Origin of the sequence: Gordonia sp. BP-119, assembly GCF_016924115.1 — a bacterium.
GTDB classification, from domain to species: Bacteria; Actinomycetota; Actinomycetes; order Mycobacteriales; family Mycobacteriaceae; genus Gordonia; species Gordonia hongkongensis.
On the sequence record NZ_JAFFZF010000077.1, the window covers coordinates 1 to 8,471 of the forward strand.

The following is an 8,471-nucleotide window of genomic DNA, read 5'->3' on the forward strand; positions in this document are numbered from 1 at the left end:
AGACGGTGCGGAGGACCTCATGCCGGGTCACCACATCGGATACCGCGCGCTCAAGAGCGGCAAGGTCCAGCTCGCCCGACAAACGCACCGCCAACGGGATGTTGTAGGCAGCGCTGTCGGTGTCGAACTGGTTGAGGAACCACATCCGACGCTGCGCCAGCGACAACGGAATCCGCTCCGGACGTGGCTGGGCCACCAGTGCCGGACCGTCCGCGGCGGACATGCCCTCGATCCGAGCAGCCAACATCTCGACACTCGGCGCGTCGAACAACTCACGGACCCCGACCTTGACACCCAGCGCAGCACCCACCCGAGCCGCGACCTTCGTCGCCGACAACGAATTACCGCCCAAATCGAAGAAGCTCGCCGTCACGCCGACCCGGTCCACGCCGAGAACCTCGGCGAAGACACCGGCAACGATCTCCTCAGTGAGCGACCTCGGTGCTACGTAGTCGTCAACCTCGCCGACGAACTCGGGCAGCGGGAGCGCACGTCGGTCCAGCTTGCCCGCGGGGGTTCGCGGAACCGATTCCAGAGCAACGACATACGACGGGACCATGTAACCGGGCAGGGACTCGGCGGCGTAGGCACGCAATCCCTCCTCGTCGACGGCGTGTCCGGACGCCGGTAGCACGTAGGCGACCAGGACCGTGCCGCCATGGGGTCCGGTGACGCCCTCGGTGGTGACGAAACCGACGCTGTCGTGACGGGCGAGCACGCCGCTGATCTCACCCAGTTCGATTCGGAAACCGCGGACCTTCACCTGGAAGTCGCTGCGGCCCAAGTACTCCAAGGCACCGCCGGCCACCCAGCGAACGACGTCGCCGGTACGGTACATCCGCTGTCCGGGCTCCCCGTACGGGTTGGCAAGGAAGCGTTCGGCCGTCTGCCCCGGCAGGTTGCGGTAGCCGCGGGCGAGCGACGGACCCGACACGAACAGTTCACCGGGGACGCCGGCGGGCACCGGCTGGAGGCGAGAGTCGAGCACCAGTGCCTCGACGCCCTGGTTCGGGGTTCCGATCCGGACGGGCAATCCCGGCTCCATGGGACCGTCGATGGTGACCGAGATGGTTGCCTCGGTGGGTCCGTACATGTTGAACATGCGACGGCCGGGGGCCCAGCGGGCCACCAGCTCCGGCGGGCACACGTCACCGCCTACGGCGATCATCTCCAGCAGGGGCAGATCGGCGTCGTCCACCGACGCGAGGGCGGCCGGGGTGACGAAGGCGTGGGAGACCTTGTTCTCACGCAGCAGGCCGGTGAGCTCGGCACCGCCGTAGACCTCAGGCGGGGAGACCACGAAGGTCGCCGCCGCACCGAAGGCGAGCAGGTACTCCAACACCGACGCGTCGAAACTCGGTGAGGCGAAGTGCAGCACCCGGGCGCCTGGATGCACCTGGCACCGGTCGCGCAGCTCGTCGGCGAAATCGCCGACGCCGGTGTGCGTCACGACGACGCCCTTGGGGACGCCGGTGGAGCCGGAGGTGTAGATGACGTACGCCGGGTCGGCGGGCCGGATCGGCGCGCGCCGTTCGGCGGCGTCGAGCTCGGCACCCGACCGGGTGGCCAGGTCGTCGGCGACGTCGCGATCATCGAGAACGAGCCAGTCCACCGTTCCGGCGGGCAGGCCGCGGTGCGCCGCGACGGTGATGCCGAGGTGGGCACCGGAGTCGGCGATCATGTGCTCGATGCGGTCGGCCGGGTAGTTCGGGTCGACAGGGACGAACGCGCCGCCGGCGCGGGCCACCGCCCACACCGCCACCACCGACTCGACGGAACGCGAGAGTCCCAGAACAACAGCACTTCCAGCGCCGACGCCGCGCTGGATCAGCAAGCGAGCGAGGCGGTTGGAGCGGTCGTCGAGCTCGGCATAGGTCAGCTGCACGGCACCGAAGACCAACGCTGTCGCCGACGGATCGCGCCGGGCGGCGGAGTCGAAGAGATCGACGAGCGTGCGCGGCCGGGCCGCGGGTCGGCCGCGGACCGGCACCAGGGCGGCGCGTTCGGGCTCTTCCAGGAGGTCGATGTCGCCAATCGGACCGGCCGGGTCGGCAACCACGGCCCCCAACAATGTCACCATCCGCGAGGCGATCGAAACGACAGTCTGAGCGTCAAAGATGTCGGTTGCGTACCCGAAGGTCAGCGACATCCCCACGCCGTGCCCGGCCTCGTCAACGCGCTCCTCGTAGTACACCTCGAGATCGAACTTCTCGATGTGGATGTCGTCACCGATCCCGCTGACCGTCAGACCAGGCAGCTCGAACCGTTCCTGGCCGACCTCCGCACTGGACAACACCACCTGGAACAGCGGCGAATGAGAGGTGGACCGAGCCGGCTGCAAGAGATCGACGATGCGCTCGAACGGCAGGTCCGCATGGGCAAAGGCGTTGAGATCGACCTCTCGAGCCTGCTCCAGGAGTGCGTCGAAGGAGGTGGCCGACTCGACCTCGGTACGCAGCACCAGGGTATTGACGAACATGCCGATCAGCGCGTCGAGTTCGGGCTCACCGCGACCGGCGATCGGGGTACCGATCGCGATATCGGAAGTCCCCGACAGCCGCGCCAGCAGCGTCGCCAGCGCGGAGTGCATCACCATGAACAACGTCGCGCCGCGTCCGGCGGCGAGATCACGCAACCCCCGATACACCGTCTCGTCGAGGTCGACCGACACGATGGCTCCGGCCTGGCTGCGACGTGCCGGGCGAGGCCGGTCTGTGGGCAGCGCCAACACCTCGGGAAGTCCCGCCAGGGTCCGTGTCCAGTACTCGGCCTGCCGCGCGGCCACCGACGCCGGATCGGACTCCTCGCCCAAGACCTGCCGCTGCCACAGCGTGTAATCGGCGTACTGAACCGGTAGCGGCTCCCACCCCGGTTCCTCGCCACCCGAACGGGCCAGGTACGCCATCATGACGTCACGTGCCAGCGGCCCCGTCGAGACACCGTCACCGCAGATATGGTGCACGACGAAGGCAAGGATGTGCTCCTGCGCCGAGAGACGGTACAACGCAACTCGCAACGGAACGCTCTGCGCCACGTCGAACGGCGCGAGCACAAAATCGCGAAGCACTGTCGCGACCGCAGCCTCGGCAAGCTCCACCGGGGGCAACTCGCCAACGACCTCATCCACCCCGACGATGACCTGGTGCGGCCCATCAACCGAATCCGGGAACACGGTGCGGAGGACCTCATGCCGGGTCACCACATCGGATACCGCGCGCTCAAGAGCGGCAAGGTCCAGCTCGCCCGACAAACGCACCGCCAACGGGATGTTGTAGGCAGCGCTGTCGGTGTCGAACTGGTTGAGGAACCACATCCGACGCTGCGCCAGCGACAACGGAATCCGCTCCGGACGTGGCTGGGCCACCAGTGCCGGACCGTCCGCGGCGGACATGCCCTCGATCCGAGCAGCCAACATCTCGACACTCGGCGCGTCGAACAACTCACGGACCCCGACCTTGACACCCAGCGCAGCACCCACCCGAGCCGCGACCTTCGTCGCCGACAACGAATTACCGCCCAAATCGAAGAAGCTCGCCGTCACGCCGACCCGGTCCACGCCGAGAACCTCGGCGAAGACACCGGCAACGATCTCCTCAGTGAGCGTTCGCGGAGCGACGAATTCAACCGCATTAGAGACGAAGTCAGGCGATGGCAACGCGCGACGGTCCAACTTGCCGTTGGCGGTCAGCGGGAACTCGTCGAGCACGACGATCGCGGACGGGACCATGTACGACGCCAGGAAGCCTCCGACGAAGGCGAGAAGGCTGTCGACCTCGATCTCCGTGCCCGCCTCGGGTACCACGTATCCGACGAGGTGGTCGCCGAGGCTCTCGTGCGACCGCACCTGCACCGACGATGCGGCTACTCCGGAGTACCGCAGCAGTGCGGACTCGACTTCGCCGAGCTCGATGCGGAATCCGCGCAGTTGGACCTGGAAGTCCGTGCGGCCCAAGTACTCCAGCTGCCCTGCGGCGTTCCATCGAGCCAGGTCGCCGGTGCGGTACATCCGGTGACCGGCTGCCCCGAAGGGGTCGGCGACGAACCGGCCGGCGGTCAGGTCCGGACGGCCGAGGTAGCCGCGGGCCAACTGACCGCCGTGGACGTACATCTCACCCTCGACGCCGACCGGGGTCGGGCGGAGCCGGGAGTCGAGGACGTAGACGCCCACTCCGGGCAATCCGCGGCCGATGACACTCGCCGTGGATTCACGGGCGAACTCGCGGTCCAATGGCAGATAGCTGACGTGCACCGTCGTCTCGGTGATGCCGTACATGTTCACCAGTCGCGGCGAGTCCTCCGCATGACGGGTGTACCAGCGGTCGAGCTGACCGAGGTCCAACGCCTCGCCGCCGAAGATCACATATCGCAGACTCAGAGCAGAGGGTCCGGACCCGTTGCTGGAGATGGAGACAGACTCCTCCCCTGCGACCCGGTCGGCTTCGGCGAGCTGATAGAACGCCGACGGCGTCTGGTTGAGCACGGTGACCCGTTCCCGGCGCAGCAGCGCCAGGAAGTCCTCCGGCGACCGCGAGGTCACGAAGTCGACGACGACGAGCGACCCGCCGTGGAGCAGCGGGCCCCACAGTTCCCACACGGAGAAGTCGAAGGCGTAGCTGTGGAACATCGTCCACACGTCGGTCTCATCGAACCCGAACTTGGTCTGGGTGTTCACCATGAGGGTGAGGACGTCCGCGTGCGGGACGACGACACCCTTCGGACGGCCGGTGGAACCGGACGTGTAGATCACGTAGGCCGGGTGCTGCGGGGAGAGCCCGCCCGTGCGTTCGGAATCTGTCACGGGCTCGCCGGACACCTGAGCCAGGCGTTCGACCGTTTCCCGGGAGTCGAGCAGGACAGCGCGAATGTTGTTGTCCGGCAGAGCCTGTGCATCCTCGCCAGTGGTCAGCACCACGACCGGCTCCGAGTCGGCCAGCATGTAGGCGAGCCGGTCCTGCGGGTAGGTGACGTCGACCGGAACATAGGCACCGCCGGCCGTGACGACGGCCAGCAACGCGACTACGAGGTCGGCGGTGCGCGGCATCGCCACGGCGACCATCGATTCCGGCCCGACCCCTTCGTCGATCAGGATGCGCGCAAGCCGGTTCACCCGATCGGCGAGCTGCCCGTAGGTCAACCTCTCGCCGCCCGCCACGACGGCCGTGCGGTCGGCATTGTGCCCCGCGCGTTCGGCGAACACTGCGGCGAGGGTCGCGGAGGGCACCTCGACACCGGGGTCGATCCACCCGGTCAGGACCATGTCCCGCTCGGCGGCGTCGAGGACATCGACCGCCGCGATGCGCTGTCCGGGGTTCTCCACAAAAGCGGTGAGGACCCGGAGAACGCGGCCCAGTAGTGCGTCGACCTCGTCGGCGCCGTACACGCCGGTGAGGTACTTCATCTGCAGGTGCAGCCGGTCACCGATGCTCGCGACCAGCGTCACCGGGTAGTGCGTGGAGTCCATGCCACGCAGCCCCGTGACCCGCATCCCGTCGATGTCGGCGGCCTGCGCCAGTGCAGCCTGGTCCACCGGGTACGACTCGAACACCGTCAGGGTGTCGAAGGAGGCCGCCGCACCGATGGAACGCTGGATCTCCGCGAGCCCGAGATGGTGGTGATCGAGGAGGGCTGCCTGCTCGGACTGGATCCGGGTGATCAGCTCGGTGAGGGTCAGCCCGGGGTCCACGGTCACCCGGACGGGCAGGGTGTTGATGAACAGGCCGATCATCGTCTCTACGTCCGAGAGGTCGGCGGGCCGCCCGGAGACGGTTGTCCCGAAGACGACGTCCCGATGCGAGGTCAGTGCCGACATCACGACACCCCATGCGGCCTGCACCAGGGTGTTCATGGTGACGCCGAGATCACGCGCGAGGCCGGACAGATCGGCCGTCAAGCCCGCCGAGGCACACCGGGACGTGTCGGCGGAGGCGACCGATCCGTCACCCTCCCCGGCCGCGAGCAACGACGGCTCGTCCAGTCCGGCGAAAGCGTTGCGCCATGCAGCGAGCGAGGCCTCACGGTCCCGCGTGGCCAGCCATGCGAGGAAGTCGCGATACTCACCCGGCGCGGGAAGCGCGGAGGCGTCGCCCCGGGTTGCGTACAGGTACAGCAGGTCCTTCAGCAGCAGCGGGGTCGACCAGCCGTCCAGGAGCACGTGGTGGTTCGTCGACAGCATCCGGTACCGTCCGCCACCGAGATCGACGAGGGTGAACCGGACCAGCGGCGGGGTCGCCATGTCGAAACCGCGCGCGCGATCGGCGGCGAGCAGTTGGTCGTAGGCGGCCTCGATGTCGTCGGCGCCGCTGAGATCGATTTCATCGAAGGGCAGTTCGACGTCGGCCGGCACCACCTGCACGGGTTCACCCGACACGGTGTCGAAGGCGACCCGCAGGTTCGCGTGCCTGCGCAGCAGGGCCTGGCCCGCAGCCCGAAGGCGCTGGGCGTCGACCGCACCCTCGAGGTCGAGAACCGTCTGCACCATGTACGCGTCGAGATGCTCGCCGGCGAACTGCGCGTGGAAGAGCAGTCCTTCCTGCAGCGGCGAGAGCGACCAGACATCGGTCAGATCCGGATACCGCGCCTCCAGGTGTTCGACACCGGCCTGATCGATGGCGACCAGTGGCAGATCCGACGGCGTGCGCCCGCCGGCACCGGGGGTGTCGGCGTATGTCGCCAGCGCGGTCAGCGCCTCGACCCATAGATCGGCGATCTCGCGCGCCTGCTCGCCGGTCAGCACGCCGGTCGCATAGGAGAACGTTGCACCGAGCCGGGTCCCGGCCGCGGTGTCGACGGCCGATGCGTTGATGTCGAGGATCGTCGGCGCCGACATGTCTTCGTCACGCGCGCCGCCGAGGCCGGCGACGGAGGTGTCGGGCATCCAGTCCGCCGTCTGGTCACCCGTCGTATTGACGCGTCCCAGGTAGTTGAAGCCGATCTGCGGCGTCGCGAGACCGCGCAACGCCGCGGCCGAGTCCTCGGCGAGATAGCGCAGCATACCGTAGCCGATGCCGTGATCGGGGATCGCGAGCAGTTGTTCCTTGACGCGCTTGATCGCCGATCCCGCGGCGCGGCCGCCGGCGAAGGCGTCGTCGATGTCGACGGCGTCGAGTTCCAGGCGCACCGGGAACGAAGTGGTGAACCAGCCGACCGTGTTGGCCAGGTCTGCTCCGGGCACGGCCTGCTCCTCGCGACCGTGCCCCTCGAGGGTCACCAGGACGAAATCGGCATCGCTCCGGCGATCGCGGCGCCAGCGGGCGACGGCGAGGGCCAGCGCGGCGAGCAAGCCGTCGTTGACCGAACCGTGGACGACCGCGGGAAGGCGACCGAGAACGCTCTCGACGACGGGGCCCTCGAGCTCGACCCGCAGGTCCGCAACGGTGGAGACGGTGTCGAGTTCTGGGTCGAAGGCCCGCGATCCCAGTATCGGATCGGGGTCGGCGAGAATGCCCTGCCACAGCGGCAGTTCGGCGAACCGGCCCGCCGCCGCATCCGCCAACCCGGTTGCCCAGCGCCGGAAACTCGTTCCCTTCGAGGACAATTCGACGGTTGCACCGTCGGCGACGCGGTACCACGCGAGCGCGAGGTCTGGGAGCAGTGCCCGCCAGGACACCCCGTCGACGACGAGGTGGTGTGCGACGACGAGGAGCCTGCCCGGCACGTCACCGGGCAGATCGAACCACACGAACCGGATGGTGACGCCGCGCTCGACGTCGAGATCGGCTGCAGCACGGCGCAAGTGCTCCTGCGCAAGGGCGGCGAAAGAGTCGGTTCCCGGAAGCGCGTCGGTGCCGACCCGGGTGAGTAGGTCCTCGGCGGAGACCTCGCCCGCCGGGGCGACCTCGAGGTGTGCACCGTTGTCGGAGCGCACCAGCCTGGACCGGAGCATGTCGTGGTGGTCGAGCAGGATCTGCGCGGCCGACCGCAGGCCTGCTTCGGTGACGCCGGCCGGAACGGTGACGAGAACCGACTGCGCGAACTCGTCGTAGCGGCGCAGGTCCTCGATCATCCAGTGCATGATCGGCGTGAGCGGCAGCTGACCGACAGCACCGCCGGGCAGCTCCTCGAGAACGGTCGCCGCGGCACCCACCTCGGCGATACGGGCAAGAGCGGCAATCGTCTTCTGTTCGAAGACATCTGCCGGACGCAGGACCATACCCTCGCGCTTGGCCCGAGAGACCAGCTGGATCGACATGATGCTGTCGCCGCCGAGGGCGAAGAACGAGTCGTCCACGCCCACCTGTTCGATGCCGAGAAGGTCGGCGACGATTCGCGCGAGGACCGTCTCTGCCGCGGTGCTCGGCGCGCGGTACGTCTGCGTCCTCTCCGCGATGTCGGGAGCGGGCAGTGCCTTGCGGTCGAGTTTGCCCGAGGCGTTGAGCGGCAGAGCCTCGAGAGACACGAACATCGCCGGCACCATGTACTCCGGCAACCTGGTCGCGAGTACGGCAGTCAACGCATCGACCTCGACCTGCCCA

The 8,471-nt window shown here is 68.2% G+C and carries 1 protein-coding gene; it reads right to left on the reverse strand.

Going from position 1 to position 8,471, the window contains the following annotated elements:
* Positions 1 to 8,449: non-ribosomal peptide synthetase (locus JW364_RS23670; RefSeq protein WP_240199547.1), on the reverse strand; the 8,449-nt coding region annotated here is incomplete at its 3' end.
* Positions 8,450 to 8,471: the final 22 nt, after the last annotated feature.